Source organism: Ruegeria sp. BB1, assembly GCF_056539465.1.
The window spans coordinates 607,617-625,525 of the sequence record NZ_JBQFVB010000001.1 but is presented as its reverse complement, the minus strand read 5'-3'; the positions used below and the strand labels follow the sequence as shown (position 1 = coordinate 625,525).

General features: G+C 55.0%; 15 protein-coding genes and 1 tRNA gene. 9 read left to right on the top strand and 7 right to left on the bottom strand.

All coding sequences use genetic code 11. The features are described 5' to 3' along the window. Positions 1 to 11: 11 nt before the first annotated feature. Together ACR0AL_RS03165 and ACR0AL_RS03160 are read right to left on the bottom strand one after the other, a co-directional pair. On the bottom strand, positions 12 to 2,081 hold the full coding sequence (locus ACR0AL_RS03165) for an oxidoreductase (RefSeq protein WP_170348679.1): 2,070 nt from the start codon (positions 2,079 to 2,081) through the stop codon (positions 12 to 14). Between the two features lie 59 nt (positions 2,082 to 2,140). After that, the gene (locus ACR0AL_RS03160; RefSeq protein ID WP_480646633.1) at positions 2,141 to 3,493 is read right to left on the bottom strand and encodes an aminotransferase class III-fold pyridoxal phosphate-dependent enzyme; all 1,353 of its coding nucleotides are present in this window, start codon (positions 3,491 to 3,493) and stop codon (positions 2,141 to 2,143) included. 153 nt (positions 3,494 to 3,646) lie between these two features. Between ACR0AL_RS03160 and ACR0AL_RS03155 the strand changes: the two genes are divergently transcribed. The 7 genes from ACR0AL_RS03155 (at position 3,647) to argE (ending at position 11,006) form a co-directional block, all read left to right on the top strand. Continuing rightward, entirely contained in the window at positions 3,647 to 4,474 is an 828-nt protein-coding gene (locus ACR0AL_RS03155; protein ID WP_480661936.1) for a helix-turn-helix transcriptional regulator, read from the top strand. A 287-nt stretch (positions 4,475 to 4,761) separates the two neighbouring features. After that, positions 4,762 to 6,042, top strand: a complete 1,281-nt coding sequence (locus tag ACR0AL_RS03150) for a flavin-containing monooxygenase (RefSeq protein ID WP_480661935.1) — start codon at positions 4,762 to 4,764, stop codon at positions 6,040 to 6,042. A 17-nt stretch (positions 6,043 to 6,059) separates the two neighbouring features. After that, positions 6,060 to 6,476, top strand: a complete 417-nt coding sequence (locus ACR0AL_RS03145; RefSeq protein ID WP_170330089.1) for a RidA family protein — start codon at positions 6,060 to 6,062, stop codon at positions 6,474 to 6,476. Positions 6,477 to 6,565: 89 nt separating this feature from the next. After that, the gene (locus ACR0AL_RS03140; protein ID WP_480661934.1) at positions 6,566 to 7,240 is read left to right on the top strand and encodes a DUF1028 domain-containing protein; all 675 of its coding nucleotides are present in this window, start codon (positions 6,566 to 6,568) and stop codon (positions 7,238 to 7,240) included. A gap of 15 nt (positions 7,241 to 7,255) precedes the next feature. After that, on the top strand, positions 7,256 to 8,752 hold the full coding sequence (locus tag ACR0AL_RS03135) for an aldehyde dehydrogenase (RefSeq protein WP_480661932.1): 1,497 nt from the start codon (positions 7,256 to 7,258) through the stop codon (positions 8,750 to 8,752). A gap of 25 nt (positions 8,753 to 8,777) precedes the next feature. Next, positions 8,778 to 9,716: a LysR substrate-binding domain-containing protein gene (locus tag ACR0AL_RS03130; protein WP_170348685.1), complete on the top strand. Its 939-nt coding sequence runs from the start codon at positions 8,778 to 8,780 to the stop codon at positions 9,714 to 9,716. A gap of 141 nt (positions 9,717 to 9,857) precedes the next feature. Beyond that, positions 9,858 to 11,006, top strand: a complete 1,149-nt coding sequence (argE, locus tag ACR0AL_RS03125; protein ID WP_170348686.1) for an acetylornithine deacetylase — start codon at positions 9,858 to 9,860, stop codon at positions 11,004 to 11,006. Between the two features lie 74 nt (positions 11,007 to 11,080). On the opposite strand, the gene ACR0AL_RS03120 is transcribed toward argE, so the two are convergent. The 5 genes from ACR0AL_RS03120 to ACR0AL_RS03100 all read right to left on the bottom strand — a co-directional run bounded on the left by ACR0AL_RS03120 (position 11,081) and on the right by ACR0AL_RS03100 (position 16,096). Further along, complete coding sequence (locus ACR0AL_RS03120; protein ID WP_170348687.1) at positions 11,081 to 12,118, bottom strand: extracellular solute-binding protein; 1,038 nt, start codon at positions 12,116 to 12,118, stop codon at positions 11,081 to 11,083. A gap of 19 nt (positions 12,119 to 12,137) precedes the next feature. Further along, on the bottom strand, positions 12,138 to 12,947 hold the full coding sequence (locus ACR0AL_RS03115) for an ABC transporter permease (RefSeq protein WP_480661930.1): 810 nt from the start codon (positions 12,945 to 12,947) through the stop codon (positions 12,138 to 12,140). A 3-nt stretch (positions 12,948 to 12,950) separates the two neighbouring features. Then, entirely contained in the window at positions 12,951 to 13,880 is a 930-nt protein-coding gene (locus tag ACR0AL_RS03110; protein ID WP_170348689.1) for an ABC transporter permease, read from the bottom strand. Next, positions 13,880 to 14,971, bottom strand: a complete 1,092-nt coding sequence (locus ACR0AL_RS03105; RefSeq protein ID WP_170348690.1) for an ABC transporter ATP-binding protein — start codon at positions 14,969 to 14,971, stop codon at positions 13,880 to 13,882. The genes ACR0AL_RS03110 and ACR0AL_RS03105 overlap by 1 nt, the downstream gene beginning before the upstream one ends. Positions 14,972 to 16,006: 1,035 nt before the next feature. After that, positions 16,007 to 16,096, bottom strand: a tRNA-Ser gene (locus tag ACR0AL_RS03100). Positions 16,097 to 16,219: 123 nt separating this feature from the next. Here ACR0AL_RS03100 and ACR0AL_RS03095 point away from each other — a divergent pair. Both ACR0AL_RS03095 and ACR0AL_RS03090 read left to right on the top strand, forming a co-directional pair. After that, positions 16,220 to 17,062: a DUF2059 domain-containing protein gene (locus tag ACR0AL_RS03095; RefSeq protein WP_170348691.1), complete on the top strand. Its 843-nt coding sequence runs from the start codon at positions 16,220 to 16,222 to the stop codon at positions 17,060 to 17,062. Further along, on the top strand, positions 17,062 to 17,862 hold the full coding sequence (locus tag ACR0AL_RS03090) for a DUF2059 domain-containing protein (RefSeq protein ID WP_170348692.1): 801 nt from the start codon (positions 17,062 to 17,064) through the stop codon (positions 17,860 to 17,862). The genes ACR0AL_RS03095 and ACR0AL_RS03090 overlap by 1 nt, the downstream gene beginning before the upstream one ends. Positions 17,863 to 17,909: the final 47 nt, after the last annotated feature.

Genomic DNA, 17,909 nt, shown 5'->3' with positions numbered 1-17,909 from the left:
CGGTCACGACCTCAGTCCACCGCAAGCTCCGTGATTTCGCGGCGGAATGGCAGGTCGTCACCGATGTCTTTACCGTCAAGCTCACGCGCATAGCGGTGGCCGGCATAGGTTGCCCAGGCGATTGGGCCCGGTGCGTTGGCATCCCCAATCAACTTGACCGACTTGATACCTGCATCCGCCCATTCGACCTCGCGGGCTTTCAGGTCATTGAAAACGGCGTTGTTTTCAAGGCGTGACGCCACCACCACAACCGCATCCGCCTCAATCTTCCAGGTTCGGTCAGTGTAGACGCAGTTCGAGACCACGTGATCCGGGTGGACTTCGGTGACACCCTGGTTGAGGACGATCTCGACACCTGCATCCACCAGTCGCGGGTGGATTGCGATTTGCTCGAGCGTGTTGTTCGTCCAGTCACTGACATAAGCCGACGGAGTAACCAGTGTCACCTGCGCACCGTTCTTGGCTAGAAGTTCGGCAAGAACGCCGCCCATGTAATAGTGGTCATCGTCATACACCACCACGCGGCCCGATGGGATTGTGCCACCCATCAGATCGTCCGGTGTATAAACCTTGGCGCCTTCGGCAATCGGCATTGGCACGACGTGCTGACGCGAGACCCCGTCCTTGCGCCATGTGGATCCCGTGGCGATGCAGACATTTTCAAAACCGAACTCCAGAATGCTCTCGGCACCCAACTCGCTTTCGCGATAGATTTCCACGTTCGGACGTTGGCTAAGTTGATAGTCGCGATAGTCCACGACACGGCCCCAAGCCGACAGCCCCGGAAGCAGACGTTCGCGGGCCACGCGACCGCCGATCACATCACGCGCCTCGGCCACGGCGACGTCATACCCCCGGCGACAAAGAGCCCAGGCAGCCTCAAGCCCGGCGGGGCCAGAACCTACGACAAGCACGTTCGAGCTATCCCCCTTGTCGTTCATCTTCTCCGGGTGCCAGCCTTTGCGCCATTCTTCCATGAAGGTCGGGTTTTGGGTGCAGCGGCTGATTGACATGGTCATATCGCCAGTGATGCAGATGTTACACCCGATACACTCTCGGATGTCCTCGATCCGGCCCTCTTCGATCTTTTTCGGCAGAAACGGGTCAGCGATCGACGGTCGGGCGCAGCCGATGAAATCCAGTGTGCCAGACTTGATCATCTTGGCCATAACATCGGGCGAAGTGAACCGTCCGACCCCAACGATCGGTTTTTCGGTCAATTCATGAATGCCACGCACCAGTTGTTCCTGGGCAGCCTCTTCTTTGAACCGCGAAGGGCCAGAGCAATCCTCCCAAGTACCCTGCGCAAGATCCCAGAGGTCGGGCAGGTCTTTGTTCATTTCGATGTAGTCACGCACCTCGGCATTCGAGAAACCCAGATCGCCAATGGTCTCGTCCAACGACACCCGAAGCGTGATCGCCATCGTATCGCCCACGGCGTCGCGCATATCGGCGATAACCTCCTGGCTGAAACGGGCGCGGTTTTCCAGTGAGCCACCATATTCGTCGCTGCGCTGGTTGGTTGCCCTGCTGAGGAAGTGTTGGAAGATACCAAACCCATGCGCGCCATACAGGCAGATCACGTCGAAACCTGCTTCTTTCGAGCGTTTTGCGGCATTCACGAACCACCGGCGCAAATCCTTGATGTCCTGCTTGTCCAATGCGCGTGCCTGCACCGGATCATTGGTAAAGGTCCGGATCGGCATGGCAGAAGGGGCCAGTGGCACCTCTTTGGTATAAAGGTTGGGACCGTTGATGCCTGAATAGGCAAGCTGAATGCCAGCCAGGGCACCATGGGTTTTCATGCGCTCGGACATCTTGCGCAATTGGGGGATGTCTTTGTCTTCCCAAAGGCGCAGCTCGATAAATGGGGTGATTTCAGATGTATGGTGCATTTCGCACTGTTCGGTGAAGATCACGCCCCAGCCACCCTCAGCCTTGATGCCTCGCATCGCAGCCGCCGCCGATGGGTCGCGATATCCACCACCGTTGCAGTGAGGCACCTGATAGAACCGGTTCTTGGCTGTTAGAGGACCGATTTTCGTCGGTTCAAACAGGATGTCATAGCGTGGATCGCGCATAGCTGGCTCCTTATGGATGGCTAAGATGATGAAGGGGCCGTGTCGCCCCAAAAGCGGGATTACAGACCAGCGGCGACTTCGGTGATGGCGTCTCGCAGGATGGCTTCGATACGGTCAATCATCGGCTCGTCCATGATCAGCGTCGGAGACAAGATGAGAACGTTGCCGAGCTGACGAGCAATCAGACCGCGTTTCTGACAAGCGCGTGCGACTTTCAGACCAACTTGCACCTCTGCCGGATGGCCTTCCTTTGTGTCGCGATCCTTGACGAATTCGACCCCCATCATGAAATGGCTGCCACGCACTTCGCCGACCATTTCGATATCGGTCAGGCCGCGCAGGTTGTTTTCAAACTGCTTCCCGGTTGTCTGCACACGCTTAGGAATTTCTTCACGCTCCATAATTGCGATATTGGTCAGACCCGCTGCCGCAGCTGCTGGATGGCCCGAATAGGTCATGCCGTGCAGGAACATTCCGTCGGGGCCTGAGATGACCTCATGAATATCGTCGGAAACGATCGTAGCAGACAGCGGCTGATAGCCTGAGGTCAGACCTTTGGCCGTGGTGATGACGTCGGGCACCATGTCAAACACGTCTTCTGATGCAAAGAAATGCCCAAGGCGACCAAAGGCGGTAACGACCTCATCAGCAACGTATTTGATGTCGTTAGCTTGACAGACCTGCCACGCGCGCTTGTGGTAACCAGCTGGCGCGGTCACGACACCACCCGCGCCCTGGATCGGTTCGGCGATGAAGGCACAGATGTTCTCGGCACCAATACGCTCAATGCTTTGCGTCAGATCGTCGATCAGGGCGTCGAGGAACTCGGCCTCGGTCATATCACCGCCTTCGCGCCAGTAATGGGGCGAGCGCAGATGATGCACCAATTCACTGGCCGCGTGCCAGCCTTCGGAATAACCGGGCGTGGTCATCGCCATCGCCAGATGGGTCGAGCCGTGATAGGCCCCGTGTCTTGACAGAACCAGTTTCTTTTCCGGCTTCCCTTTGCGGATATTGTAGTGATGCAGCATCCGAATGGCACTGTCATTGGCGACGGAACCGGAATTGCCAAAATACACGGCGTTCAAATGACCCGGTGCAAGTTGCGCAATCTTATCAGCCAGTGCTGCTGCTGCCGGGTGCGTGAAGTTGTAAAAGGTGGAATAATAGTCCAGCGTTTTCAGCTGATTGGAAATCGCCTCAATCATTTCATCATTGCCGTGGCCGATATTGACACACCACAACCCGCCGATGCCGTCGATCAGTTCATTGCCATCGCTGTCGTAAACATATGCGCCCTTTGCGCGCGAGATCACGGTGCGCGCGCCTTGTTGCTTAAGTGCGTTTAGATCAGCGAAGGACTGAATCAGGTGTTCGTCCTGTGCAAGAATTTCGAGTGTATCTTTGGCCATGATCAACCCCTTTGTTTTCGCGATGCAATTCCGCTGATCCGGTGAGGCTTGTTAGGAACCACCAACGTGTTGGCGACAGCATACCACCTATATTCATATCAAAGGTTACTTAGGCTGATTTGAGGGGTATATACCCCCAGGGGGGTATTCGAAATGTCAACTGTTGAAGCACCAGACGCTCTATCAGCCGCTATAATGGCAATAGGATCAGAAGGGTTCGGCGATGCGCTCTACAGGTGGCTGGATGCAACCTGTTCCTTCGACAACTTCGCTATCATCGCATTTTTTCGGCGCAGCAGCCCGATGGTACTAATGACCCATGCCCGCGACAGCCGCGTTTTTGAACGGATCGACAGCCACTATGTCAAAGGCGCTTATCTGTTGGATCCGTTTTATGGCCTGCATCAAAGCCGCGCGGCGGACGGTCTTTACAGATTGACCGATGTTGCCCCGGATCAGTTTCAACGGAACGAGTACTTTAAATCCTATTACACAAACACGACGTTGACGGACGAGCTGGCCTTTTACGCCGGTCTCAACCCCATGAGTTCGATCACCGTTTGTCTCGGCAGGGACGCAACCACCGCATCGCGTTTTTCCAGCAAGGATTTTGCCATCGCAAAAAATGTCGCGCCGATCGTCAATGCGCTGGTGAGAAGGAATTGGCCTGATCTGAAGCCCTCGAATGAAAAAAAGCCGGAAGATATCGTCGCGCAACTGCGTCAGCGTTTGTCTGTTGAACAAGATATCGGTTTAAGTCCGAGGCAGGCGCAGGTGGCGTTGTTAATCCTGCAGGGTCATTCATCGATTTCTATTGGCCTGACACTGGGTATCAGCCCTCAGACCGTCAAGGTTTTGCGTAAGCAACTCTACCGGAAATGTCATATCTCTTCGCAGGGTGAACTATACTATCTGATCGCGCCGTATCTGTCGGAAAGCGGACAACCAGCTGGGAAACAAGGGCAATTCCCGGCGGGTTAGTCAAAGCCTAATTAAGAGTAAGTTAGACAGTAATTTCGTCTGTTCCCAACTTGTGAAACCTTTACCTGGAAACGTGCAAAACGTGCTGGAGTGGCACAGGAAACGGAACGCCAAAGCGGCCCTTGTTCGGTGTTGGTCGATGCGATGGCTCCGCTCTGATGTCTTCTGTTTTGAATGTGCAAGGTCTTCGGCCGGTTGTGGTCGTTCGTCCGTCCAGGCAGCGCAAGATGCACGCGCACAACGACCTTTTCAGGTCAATTCGAGATGCAGGAATAGGGAACCGACACATGTCCATTGAGAAAACGGATACGCTGGTTGTTGGCGGCGGGCAGGCGGGTATCGCGCTAAGCGAGCACCTTGGAAACAATGATGTGCCCCATATCATTCTGGAAAAGAACCGAACTGCCGAGGCGTGGCGCACCGGCCGTTGGGATGCATTGGTTGCGAATGGACCATGCTGGCATGACCGTTTTCCCAGCCTCCAGTTCAACGGGGATGACCCGGATGCGTTTGTGCCAAAGGACCGTGTCGCCGAATACTTGGTAGAATACGCAGAAATGGTGAACGCCCCAATCCGCGAGGGTGTTGAGGCGCTGAACGCCGAACGTTTGCCCGGCGAAGGTGGGTTCCGTATTAAGACGACCGCCGGTGAAATCCATGCCAAGCGCATTGTCGCCGCAACAGGCGCTTTCCAGCACCCGGTTATTCCGCCCATTGTGCCGGAAACGGCTGGCGTCGAGCAACTTCATTCCTTTTACTACAAAAACCCCGAGCAACTGCCCGAAGGGGCGGTGATGGTTGTGGGCGCCGGCTCGTCCGGCGCTCAGATTGCGGATGAGTTAAATCGCGCCGGTCGCAAGGTGTTCCTGTCTGTTGGTCCTCATGACCGCCCCCCGCGTCGCTATCGTAGCCGCGATAATGTTTGGTGGCTGGGCGTTCTGGGGCTCTGGGATATGGCCGCACAGAAACCAGGTACTGAACACGTCACGATCTCGGTCAGCGGTGCGCATGGCGGCCACACGATGGATTTCCGCCGCTTGGGAAATGAAGGGGTGACCCTTACCGGGATGACCAAAAGCTTCGAGAACGGTATTCTCAGCTTTGCCGATGATCTCCAAGGCAACGTCGCTGCGGGCGATGCCAACTACCTTGAAATGCTGGACATGGCGGACGCCTATATCGCTCGTACTGGTATTGATTTGCCCGAAGAGCCAGAGGCACGAGAGCGGTTTGCTGATCCCGATAGCCTAACCAATCCCCTGACTTCAGTCGATTTTGCTAAGGAAGGCATCACGACAATTATCTGGGCGACAGGCTTCCGTCAGGATTTCAGTTGGATCAAGGCCGACGCCTTTGACGCCAAAGGCGCACCGATCCATCAGCGAGGCGTTTCTGTCGAGCCCGACATCTATTTTCTGGGCCTGCCATGGCAATCGCGACGCGGTTCAACCTTCATTTGGGGTGTCTGGCACGACGCGAAATACATCGCCGATCAGATCGCTATTCAACGCGCTTATGCCGAATACGACGGCGAAGCTGCGATCATCGCCCCCGCCGCGGCGGAATAAGTAGTCAGGACTTCGAAATGGCCCATACACGCATTCGCAAATTCAACACCAAAGAAACCTATCCTGAGCAAAACCTGGACAACGATCTGTGTCAGGCCGTTGTGACACAGGGCGGCAAAACGGTTTACTTGCGCGGTCAGTGCCCGCAAAATTTGGATGATGCGGTAAATATCGACAGTCATGATCCGGTCGAACAGACCCACAAAGTGATGCAGAACATCAAACAGTTGATCGAAGAAGCCGGCGGCTCGATGGAGCATCTGGTCAAGGTGGTCGTCTACATCACCGATGTGCGCCACCGTGAGGCTGTCTACCGCACTATGGGCGAGTACATCAAAGGTGTTCATCCTGTTTCGACAGGGTTGGTCGTACAGGCACTGGCGCGTCCCGACTGGTTGGTTGAAATCGACGGAACCGCCGTTATTCCCGATTGATCCACCAGATCAACCACCTTAGCCGGACCGCGCCACTTGCGCTCCTCCAAACAGGCGCGGTCCGGACTTTCTATTTTCAGGAGATCCGAATGACTTTTTCACTGGTCGCCCGCTGCGCTGAAACCGGTATGTTCGGCCTGGCGATTTCGTCATCGTCACCCGCCGTGGCTGCGCGCTGTTCTTTTGTGCGGGCAGGTGTTGGCGCGGTTGCATCGCAGAACGTTACAGACCCAAGCCTCGGTCCGTTGACGCTGGACCTGATGGAGCAGGGCAAGACAGCACCTCAAGCAATCGAGGCCATGACCGCAAAGGCAAAATTCATCGAATACCGGCAGGTTCTGGCGGTGGATACCGCCGGGCGCACGTCGATCCATTCCGGTCCCAACAGCCTTGGAATCTGGACGCAAGCACAGGCTGAAAATGTCGCCTCGGGCGGCAACCTTTTGGCCAATGACGGGGTCCCGCAGGCCATCGTCGATGGCTTTCTGTCGGCCTCGGGCCATATCGGCGACCGTCTGATCGCCGCCATGCGCGCCGGATTGGCCGCAGGGGGCGAGGCTGGCCCGGTGCATTCCGCAGGCATGAAGATTGTCGACAAAGTCAGTTGGCCCGTCGCCGATCTTCGCTGTGACTGGACCGAGGATTGCCCCATTGAGGCCATCGCGACCGTCTGGGACATCTATAAGCCGCAACTTGACGCCTATGTCCAGCGTGCGCTCGACCCGCGCGAGGCACCGTCTTATGGCGTCCCCGGCGACGAATAATCAGGGAGAAACAAAATGTTGGACAATACCCACGCGGATTGGAAAAGCCTCGCCGCCGGTCTGTCGTTCCGGGATCAAGCCTTTATCGACGGTAAATTCACCGATGCCGTTTCAGGCAAGACTTTTGACAGTATAAACCCGGCCACAGGTGCGGTTCTGACACCGGTCGCCGAATGTGACGAAGAAGACGTCAATCGTGCCGTTTCCGCAGGTCGTGTTGCCTTTGAGGATGGCCGCTGGTCGCGTATGGCTCCTGGTGACCGTAAGGCGGTGATGCTGAATCTGGCTGACTTGATCCGGGAAAATCTGGAGGAGATGGCGCTGCTGGACAGCCTTGATATGGGCAAGCTGGTAACCGATGCGGCGACTATCGACGCGCCGGGCTCGGCACATTTCTTTCAGTGGTACGCCGAGGCCATCGACAAGGTCTATGATGAAGTGGCCCCAACTGGCCCTGGCGATCTGGCGTTGGTCAGCCGCGTGCCGCTGGGCGTTGTTGGTGCCGTGACCCCTTGGAACTTTCCGCTGGACATGGCGACTTGGAAAGCCGCGGCAGCGCTGGCTGCGGGAAACTCGGTTGTGCTTAAACCCGCGGAACAATCGCCCCTGTCAGCACTTCGCCTGGCAGAGCTGGCGGCTGAAGCCGGTGTTCCGGATGGCGTCTTCAACGTTGTTCCCGGTTTTGGGGTGACTGCGGGCAGGGCACTTGGCCTGCATATGGATGTCGACTGCCTGGCCTTCACTGGTTCTACCGCGATTGGTAAAATGTTCATGCAATATTCGGGCCAGTCGAACCTGAAACAGGTCTGGCCGGAAACGGGCGGCAAAAGCCCCAATCTGGTCTTCGCCGACTGCGAGGATCTGGACGCCGCCGCGGACATGGCTGCCTTTGGCATCTTTTTCAATCAGGGCGAAGTGTGTTCGGCCAACTCTCGGCTTTATGTGGAGCGCTCGATCAAGGATGCGTTTGTTGAAAAGCTGATTGCCCGCGCGCAAGCAATGCAGCCTGGCGACCCGCTAGACCCGGCATCGAAGATGGGAGCGATCGTCGATGAGAAGCAAACACAAGGCATCATGCGCTTTGTGGACGAAGGTAAGAACACGGCCAATCTGGTGACAGGGGGTGAACGTGTCACCGTGGACGGTAAAGGTTGTTTTGTTCAACCGACCATCTTTGACGACGTGACCCATGACAACCCATTGGCTCGGGATGAGATTTTTGGCCCCGTCTTGTCGGTGATCCCGTTTGACACCGAAGAGCAGGCGGTCACGATGGCAAATGACTCGATCTATGGGTTGGCCGCGTCAGTCTGGACTGACAACCTGCCTCGCGCTTGCCGAGTGTCTGACAAGCTGATGGCGGGAACCGTCTCGGTCAATACGGTGGACGCATTGTCAGCCATGACACCATTCGGAGGCATGAAACAGTCAGGTTTTGGACGCGATTTGTCATTGCACTCACTTGAAAAGTATACTGCTTTGAAGACCACGTGGATCAAGTACAAGGCTTAATCCACGGCCAAGCGGAGATGTACCATTGCCTTTCAGATACACGCTGCGACAGCTTGAGTATTTTGTTGCGGTCGGGAAGGCGGGCAGTATCGCTGCGGCCAGCGACAAGCTGAACGTGTCGTCGCCGTCGATTTCGGCGGCGATAACTCAGCTTGAGGTCGAATTCGGCGTTACGTTGTTTGTGCGCGAACATGCGCGCGGTCTGTCGCTGACGAAGGCGGGACACAAGATCATGGAACGAACCGAATTCGTTCTGCGTGAAGCCGAACTGCTGGCCACGCTTGCTGGGGAAATCACGGGTAAGGTTCAGGGCATTCTGTCCGTAGGGTGTCTTGTGACATTCGCTCAGATCGTCTTGCCGGGCTTGCGGCGCGAATTCGAGGACAGCTACCCTAATGTACAAATTGAACAACGTGAATTGAATCAGGCTGACATCTTCAGCCAATTGCGCCGGGCCGAGCTGGACATTGCACTGACATACGATCTGGACATTCCCACTGATCTTGAATTCCAACCTCTGCACGCGCTCCCGCCCTATGTGGTTTTGGGAGAAGACCATCCCTTGGCGAAGCAGGTCGAATTAACGATTCCAGACCTGCAGGACAGCCCGATGGTTCTGTTGGACCTTCCATTCAGCGGTGAGTACTTCTTGTCGTTTTTCCGCGAGGCCAATATTAAGCCCAATATCGCGGAACGCACCGCAGATATGTCGGTGATGCGTTCACTGGTTGCCAACGGATTCGGCTTTTCCATTGCGAATATTCGCCCCTTGAACAGCTTGTCACCGGACGGAAAGAAACTGATTTTTGTGCCTTTGGCTGGAGAGGTGCGCCCCATGCGCCTTGGTCTGCTGCGCGCCCGGGCCGAGAATGAAACAAACACTTTGAAAACCTTTGTCGATCATTGTGCGCACGCCGTAAAATCGGGAACCCTCCCGGGTTTGTGCATTCCAGAGAAAGAGTGACCGCAGGTCCTTAGAAATCTCCTAACCTCTGCTTCGTCATTCCCAGATTTAAGTATTCTGCCTGTCGTATAGGCTAATCTACAATCCCCAACGCAGAGGGGATCAAACCGGTCGGCAATCCGAAAAGCAGGTTCAAGTCGCATGACGTCTACACTGGGTATTCTCGATAAACTGGTTGGCTTCGATACTGTCAGCAAGAACTCGAACCTCGAACTTGCCGCTTATGTCGAAGAGTTTCTAGAGGCGCGCGGCTTTGCGGTTCATCGCATCACCGATCCCGGCGGCGACAAAACTGGGCTCTATGCAGAAAAAGGCCCCGACGGTGACGGAGTTCTGCTGTCTGCGCATACGGATGTTGTCCCAGTCGAAGGCCAAAGCTGGACCAAAGACCCGTTTTGCCTGACGCAAGAAGGTAACCGTGTCTACGGTCGTGGCACCACAGATATGAAGGGTTATGTGGCGTCGGTTATGGCTTTGGCAGACCGGACTGCCGGGGTTGACCTGCGAGAACCCCTTAAGATCGCGTTGTCATATGACGAAGAGGTGGGATGCGTCGGTATTCAACACATGCTGGATCGGCTCGCCCCAATGCTGGGTCAGCCCCGCGCGTGTTTCGTCGGCGAACCGACAGAAATGCAGGTCGCTATCGGGCACAAAGGCAAAGCTGCGCTGCGCGCTGTTTGCCACGGTCAAAGCGGGCATTCCGCGCTGGCCCCTAAATTTGTCAATGCACTGCATCTTGCAACCGATTTTGTGGCCGAGTTGCGTGCGCTACAAGACGTTTACGCCAAAAGTGGTAACAGCGACCCGGCTTACTCGGTGCCCTATACGACCTTCCACGTGGGTATACTGTCGGGCGGCAGAGCCCTGAATATTGTGCCCGACCGCGCTGAGTTGACCTTTGAATACCGTCATCTTGCTTTGGATCATGGCAAGGATATTCTGTCACAGATACAAGACGCAGCGGTCAGGGTAGGGGCCCGGTATCAGGCCCTATGCTCGGAGGCGCGCATTGAGGTCGAACAGTATAACGCCTATCCCGGGCTGGATGTTGTCGAGACCGAGGGTGTCATCGCTTACGCCCAGAAACTTGCGCAAAGTAACGCCACCACCAAAGTCGCCTTTGGCACCGAGGCCGGGTTTTTCAGCGAGTTGGGGATTCCAACTGTTGTCTGCGGGCCGGGTTCCATGGAACGTCAGGGACACAAGCCGGATGAATACCTTGAAATCGAACAGCTGAACGCGTGCGACGCAATGATGGATCGCATCCTCGAAGACATCAGCCGCTAAAAAACAGACACTTACTGAAACCGAAAATGCCCCCGGAAAAACCGGGGGCTTTGGCGTCAGGAATAAGGCCTGAATTATTTCTTCAAGTTGGTCCAGATCTGGTCATAGACCGCCTGGGTTTCCTCATCACATACTTCGATGAACACGCCCGAGCCTGCATTGGCATGAGGGTTCTTTTCGGGTTGTTCAGCCAGCTTCGGGTCTAGGAATTCACCCACACCGTTCACACCGGCGTTGTACTGCGCAAAGTTGGACACAGCTGCGATATTCTCGGGCTCCAGCAGAAAATCCATGAATATCAGCGCGTTCTCGCGGTTGGGTGCGTCTTTTAGCAGAACGACATTGTCCATCCAGGCGATGTAACCTTGTGTCGGAAAGGCGTATTCCACATTGGCGCCTTCCTCGCGCGCCTTGGCAGAGAACCCGTCATAGATCTGGCCTACGGCTGCGTCACCGGAAACCAGAACCTCTTTCGCGGTATCCGAATTGAACGACGCCCAGTGCTGCTTAGCTTCTTGCAGCATGGCATTCAGCGCCTTCAACTGCTCGCGGTCAGTGGAACATTGCGGGATACCCATATGCAACGCGGCCATGGCCATCACTTCGCCCTGGCTGTCCAACATGTTGATACGACCTTGCAGTTCAGCTGGCGGATTGAACAGAATATCGGTGGTTTGAATATCGCCGTCAAACGCATCACGGCTGACCGCAAAACTGGTCGAGCCCCACTGATACGGGATCGAGGACTGCCGACCGGGATCAAAACCGGGATCGGCCCATTCCTCGGCGATGTTGCCCTTGTTCTTCAATTCACCGTCGGCGATTGTGTCCAACATGCCTTCGCCGGCCATGATCGACACCATGTAATCGCCCGGAACCGATACGTCATAGGTCCCGATACCACCGGCCTTGAGCGAGGCCAGCATCGCCTCGTTCGAGTCGTAGGTGTCCATGGTGACATTGATGCCGGTTTCTTCGGTGAACTTGTCCAGCAGCTCTTGCGGGATGTACTCAAACCAATGGTACAGAACCAGTTCACCATCGGCGGCGGCAGCGTTCGCGCCAATAGCCAAAGCAATGGCAGCAACGCCGCTTCTCATCATATGTTTCATGTGTCTCTCCTCCTGTTGGTTATTTTGTGTTGTCAGACTTGCTGACGAAATAGCTGATCGTGACCATGAGGATGGACACACTCAGCAACATGGTCGAAATCGCCATGATATTCGGTTTGATCCCTTGTTTGACCGAGCCAAAGATCGCTGTTGGCAAAGTCTCGACCCCGGCACCTTTCACAAAGTTGGTGATGATGAAGTCATCCAGGCTGACGATGAAGGCCAGCAGAAAACCTGATATGATGCCGGGCATCATCAGCGGGAGGAGGATCTTAGTGAATGCTTGCCGTTTAGTAGCATAGAGATCCAGTGCGGCCTGCTCATAACTGTCCTCGATCCCCTGCATACGGGCCGAGATCGGCAGATAGGCAAACGGAATACAAAAGGCGATATGGGCAAGTAGGATGGTAAGTAGCCCGCGTTCGAATCCGATCGAATTGAAGAAGATCAGGGTCGCGACGGCCAGAACGATCTCGGGCACCATCAGCGGCAGGCTGATCAACCCAAAGGACAATGTGCGAAAGCGGAAATTGCCACCTCGAACCATGCCAGTTGCGGCCAACGTTGCAATTGCGGTTGCCGTGGTTGAGGCAATGATCGCAATGATAAAGCTGTTCCTGGCAGCCGTCTTGAACTTACCGCTTTCAGGCCCGGTGAAAACATCCGCATACCAACGGAGCGAAACGCCTTCCCAGTTGGTCAGTGATTGGGACGCGTTGAAGCTGTAGATCGTGACCACAACCAGCGGCGCATAGAGAATGACCAGACACAGCAGGGTGATCCCCTTGAAGCCAGTGTAAGACTTGATGTCGAATTGCTTGCTTGCCATTGGTCAGCCCCCCGCCTTGTCGGCTTTGGCCTGCTGGCGGGCCGAGAACATCAGGATGATCAAAACCATTGTCAGCAGGATCATCGACGCGGCCGCGCCAAACGGCCAGTTGCCGGCGTTGCCTTTGAACTGCTCCTCAATCAGCGAGCCGATCATAAAGTTTTTGGCGCCACCCAGAAGGTCGGGTGCAAGAAACGACCCCATCGACGGAACAAACACCAAAATACAACCCGCAAATACGCCTGGTTTGACCGCAGGAAGCAGCACGCGGCGCAGTGTGGTCCATTTCGACGCGTATAGGTCGGCCGCGGCTTCGGACAGGGCAAAGTTGTACCGCTCTACCGCTGCATAGATCGGCAACACCATGAAGGGCAGGTATGAATAGAACAGGCCGAGCTGCACCGCAAAATTGGTGTTAACGATATGCAGGGGGCTGTCGATCAGGCCGATATTCATCAGAAAGTCGTTCAACGGCCCCTGATCGCGCAGAAGGAATTTCATCGACACAGTCCTGATCAACAGGTTCACCCAATAGGGGATGGTAATCAGGAACACCCAAACCGGACGCATGCTTTCGGATCGGGTGGCGATGAAATAGGCCGTTGGAAAGCCAATAACGAGGCTGAGCAATGTAGCAGCACCTGCCTGCCAAATCGAGCGCCAGAAAATCGTGATATAGGTCCATTCTATCTTAGGGGGGTCGTCACCGAACAATCCTCGATCAAAGAAGAACTGATCATAAGCCGCCAGCGAGAATTCCCAAATGACGCCGCCCCGGAACTCTTTTGTCAGGAAAGAGTAGATCAGCATCATGATGACCGGCGCCAGAACCAGAATGGCCAGTGTCACCCATGCGGGCAGCAGAAGCCATGTTCGCGCCTCTTTATAGGTATCTGTCGTTGCGCTGCCGCCGCTTGCCGCACCCGCCGCCATTAGTCGACCAGGAGGCGACCAGCCCCCAGCTCCATGTTGACATACATTTCGGTGCCCGGCTCAAAAATCCGCTTGTTGCCGCGGTCTGAGTTTGAGGTGCGTACGACAAAATCTGGGCCATCCTGCAAATCCACGATGGTTGTGATATCTGTGCCGACAAAGATGTTTTCCTTGATCCGCCCTTTCAGGCTTTCGGTTTCGGCAGGGCTGTCCGACATAAACAACCGTTCTGGCCGGATTGACATGTGAACCTTGGAGCCGACGCCAACCCCCTCAACCGAGTTACAGGTCAACTCATGCCCGCCGCCAAGGTGGCAGGTCGCACGGCCATTCGAGATATCGTCAACGGAAACCTCCAATAGGTTGGTCTCGCCAATAAAATCGGCCACAAACATGTTGTGCGGACGCTCGTAAATGTCCGTCGGAGACCCCAGTTGCTGCAGCTCGCCAGCGGACATAACCGCGATGCGATCGGACATGGTCAACGCTTCTTCTTGGTCGTGGGTCACGAAGATAAAGGTGATCCCGGTTTCACGTTGCAGATGCTTCAGCTCAAGCTGCATTGCTTTGCGGAGCTTCAAATCCAGTGCAGACAGGGGTTCGTCTAACAACAAAACCTTGGGCTGAGGCGCCAGGGCACGTGCCAGCGCAACACGCTGTTGCTGGCCACCTGACAACTGGCTGGGCTTGCGGGCCGAGAATTGAGAGAGCTGTACCAATTCCAGCATCTCACCCGCTTTCTTACGCGCTTCGGATTTCGAGGCCCCGCGCATTTCCAAGCCGAATGCAACATTGTCCAAAATGGTCATATGCGGAAACAAAGCATAGTTTTGGAAAACTGTGTTCACCGGGCGCTTGTTGGGAGGCAGGTTCTCGATTTCATCTCCGTATAGGTAGATCGCACCTTCGGTTACGGCCTCGAACCCGGCGATCATTCTGAGGAGAGTTGTCTTGCCGCAGCCAGACGGACCCAGAAGGGTAAAGAACTCATTGTCCATGATCGACAGCGAGATCTTCTTGAGTGCCGTAAAATCGCCATAACGTTTTACCGCGTCCCGCACGTCAATCGCGATATTTTCTTTGCCAGACAATTGCGCCTCCCCTGAGCATCGCGAAATTCCATTCAGGTATATACGGGCTGCGTTGCCGTCCTAAGAATTGACTTCCTCACTAAACATTAGGATTTGCCTAATCATTTCAATTATCGCCTATAAATCAATGCGCTATCGTGGTTCAGCAGCTTTTTCAGCAAAAAGAAAAGCCCAGTGAACATATGTGAAGTGTCGCATTTTTCCCTGCGGTGATCTCGTCAACAATGGGAGCAACCGCTATTTAACGCGAAAGATTTTCAGTGTCCTAAATTTCGGAGCTTTTGTTCTCCGCCTTCAATTTCGCGTCTGATGGCTGAATGAAGTTTGTCTGATTGGTGCGTATCCTGCGGCTTGGGGCAGAGCGTTTCACGCACCTAAACGTAGTTTTATGAACTGTCTGGCAAATTAGCTTTCAGGACATTTCTGGCGGTTGCCAAGGTTCCCTTAACTAATATTGGTCGGGAAGGGGAGTTAAATAAGTAACGCCCGCCATGCGCCTTCGATCACACCGGTCTACACGCCCAGACGTATTGGTGACATCGCAAAGATCTGTGCGGATGTCAGCGCTCTTAAACTAGCCACGGGATGGGAGCCAGTTCACAGCGAGCTTGACAGGATTTTGGTGTCTATATCGGATCCTTCGTAAAGAGTGACAACTCAGACCGCTCTACGCGAGGCATGTCTTACTGCAGCGGTCACAAACGAATTGCCACAGGCCGTTACTACCTGAGATATCTGACACAGGAAAAAGTCGCTCAGGTTAAGGCAGAACAGCGACAACGGCTTTCGCTGAAGCCTTTAACCCCGCAACATTCAAAAGGGATTCCGCAGACGCAGGATCCCTATTTCGTTTGCCTGATTGCGGCTTGGAAGGGTGTCAATGTGTCATAGTCTGCGCCAAAGGGCCGTAATTGGCATGGCCGGAAGTCCTAAAATGGGGCGCAGTAGGACACCTATGGCCGTACCTGTCGACTAGGGCAGAAAGCACACTACACCCTGAATTTCTATTATTAGCTTTCCATTTCAAAAAGATAGTGGCGGAGAGACAGGGATTCGAACCCTGGGTGGGCTTGCACCCACAACGGTTTTCGAGACCGCCCCGTTCGACCACTCCGGCACCTCTCCGCGGGGGTCTGTGAGGGGGGGATTTAGTGAGGAACGCGCGGGGGTGCAAGCAGAAAATTCCCGAAATTCACTATGACGGGATTTTCCATTGCCAGACGGCACAAAACGCCTAGGCTTTGAAGTATGACTTATTCTCTTCGCCGCTCCGCTCAGACCCTATTCTTGTTGCTTCTGGCACTGGCCATGGCGCCTGTGTCGTCCTTTGCCGCCGGGCGAGACAGGATCGAAGCGTTTCTGACTACAACTGGTTTTGACGTGGCGCTGGAAAGTATCGCGCTCTCTTCTGCGTCGGCGCCGCAGATGCTGGGCATAGACCCGGATGGTTTCGGCTCCGATTGGGCCCGACTGACCGAAGAAGTATTCGACACTGAAGACATGCATGAAACCGCCGTGTCGATTCTGGAGCAGACACTCAGAGACGAGGCGCTGCTTCATGCAGTGGAATTTTACGCCTCGGACCTGGGGCAGCGTCTGGTCGAAGCGGAAAACGCCTCGCATATGCTGGATGATGACGAGGCCAAGCAGCAGCAGGGTCAAGAGATCGTGGCCGAGTTGATCAAGGACGGTTCGCATCGTGTTGAAAGCCTCAAACGCATGAATAGGGCCATTGATTCAAGCGGGACAGCCTTGCGAGCCCTGCAAGAGATTCAACTGCGGTTTCTGTTGGCCGCCAGTGCTTCGGGGGTAATTGATCTTCAGTTGGATGCTGATCAACTGCGCCTCATGATGCGCCAGAACGAAACAAGCATGCGACAGGCGTTGCAGTTATCGGCCCTGGCCGGGGCTGCCTATACGTATCAGAATTTTTCCGATGCCGATGTGAACGCTTATGCCGATGCGCTAGAACAGCCGCTTATGCAAGAGGTCTATGAACTGCTGAATGCCGTTCAATATGAAATCATGGCCATGAAATTCGAAATTCTTGCCACTCGGATGGCGGACTTGCACCCGGCACAGGATATCTGATGCGTTTTATCGCGACGTTCCTGGCGTTGTTCGTTTGGACCACGCCTTTGCAGGCCGAGGAAAAGGTCGAACAACTTATGCAGGCCCTGCAAGTGGACGCGGTCATCGACATCCTGCGGGACGAAGGCAGTTCACTTGGGCAGGACCTTCAGCAAACCTTTCTGAACAACAATGGCGGCCCGGTCTTTCTGGATCAGGTAGACCGGATTTACGACGCGGACAGAATGCGTGATCAGGTCGAAAGTGTGTTCGCGGAAACCCTGACCGAAAGCCAGATGGACCGCGCCATCCTGTTTTTCGAAAGCGATTTAGGGCAGGCTATCACCTCGCTGGAATTATCCGCCCGTGTCGCCTTGGCAGATGAAGCCATCGAAGAAATGGCACAGGACGTCTACAGAAACGGTGATCGCAGCACGGAGCTATATCGGCTGGTCGACGAGTATATTCAGGTCAACAACCTGATTGACGAGAATGTGCATAACTCCATCAGTGCAGATTACAATTTTTTCCGTGGGATGAGCCTGGGGGTTGGCGGAGACGACGGGGAGCTTTTGGCACAGCTGCTTGAGGAAAAAGACAGCATGACCGAAGACACCCGAACGTGGCTGTATTCCTTCTTTCTGCTAGCCTACAAACCACTGACCGACAGTCAAATGCGCGAGAACATCGCCTTTTCACGCACTGAAACGGGCAAAGCGATCAACACGGCCCTGTTTGAAAGCTTTAACCGGATGTTCGACACGATCTATTATCAGCTGGGTCAGGCGGTCGCTCAGGTGCTGAAAGGATCGGACCTTTAGCGTCGCATTTGATGTTGACTTTCCCCCGCAATCTTTGGATAAGCGCG